Below are 1196 nucleotides of genomic sequence, written 5' to 3' on the forward strand. Positions count from 1 at the left end.
GGGCTGGACTTCGACGTCATCGAATTCACGCTGGACGAGGCGCTGTCCGAGACCTATCGGCTGGAATTGGACCTATCCAGCTTCCACCCCGCCATAGACTTCGGCGCCATGCTGGATGAGCCCGCGCTGTTCACGATCTGGCGCGGCGATCAGGCGGTGCGCCATGTGCACGGCATCGTCACCGCGTTTCAGCAAGGCGATACGGGCTTTCGGCGCACGCGTTATCGCGCGGTCGTCGAACCATCCCTTGCACGCGCCGCGCTGTGTTCGGACTGGCGGGTCTTTCAGCAACTGTCCGTGCCTGAGATTCTGGCGGATGTATTGAAACGCCACGGCATCACCGACTACGAACAGATCACGACGAATGAGCACTTGCCGCGCGAATACTGCGTGCAGGCCGGTGAAACCGATCTGGCGTTCTTGAATCGGCTGGCCGCCGAGGAAGGCTATTTCCATCGCTACGAACATAGCGAGAAAAGCCATCGGCTGATTCACGGCGACCGCATCTACATCCACGGCGAAATCGCGGGCGGCCCCGTGGTGTACGTGCCGCTTGCAGGCGGTGACCCGGCCCAGCCCGCGCTGCATCGCTTTACCTATACCGAGCAACTGCGCACGGCTCGCCAGACCCAGCGCGACTACACCTACACCCACCCGCAGTACGAGCAAGAGCACACGCACATCGCGTCCGACTTGCAACACCAAAGCCGCCGCTACGAACGCTACGACTACCCCGGCCGCTACAAACGCGACGAAGCCGGCAAGCCTTTCACGCAAAGCCGTTTGCTGGGCCTGCGCCGCGATGCGCGCATGGCGCAAGTGGAAGGCGACGACGCGCGCTTGATACCCGGCGTGGCGTTTGATTTGACGGGGCACCCGCGCGACGACTGGAACCACGGCTGGCGGCCCGTGCGCATGCGCCACCACGGCGTGCAGCACACCAGCCAGGAAGAAGACGGCGCGGGCGCGGAACACGGCACGCGCTACCACTACACGGCCGATATCGTGCCGGACAAGGTCGACTGGAAGCCCGAGCCCAGCGATAAGCCGCTGATCGACGGCCCCCAAATCGCCAGCGTGGTCGGGCCGCCCAACGAAGAAATCTATTGCGATGCCTATGGCCGCGTCAAAGTGCAATTCCCGTGGGACCGCCTGGGCCAGCACAACGAGCACAGCTCCTGCTGGATACGCGTGTC

At 63.8% G+C, this 1196-nt stretch carries 1 protein-coding gene; it reads left to right on the forward strand.

Annotated features, from left to right (window positions below; genetic code table 11):
- Nucleotides 1-1196 (forward strand): type VI secretion system tip protein TssI/VgrG (tssI, locus tag ACFZAI_RS28805; protein ID WP_391570308.1); only part of this gene is annotated, 1196 nt, incomplete at both ends.

This window comes from Achromobacter sp. NPDC008082 (assembly GCF_042957345.1).
Lineage (GTDB): Bacteria > Pseudomonadota > Gammaproteobacteria > Burkholderiales > Burkholderiaceae_B > Achromobacter > Achromobacter kerstersii_A.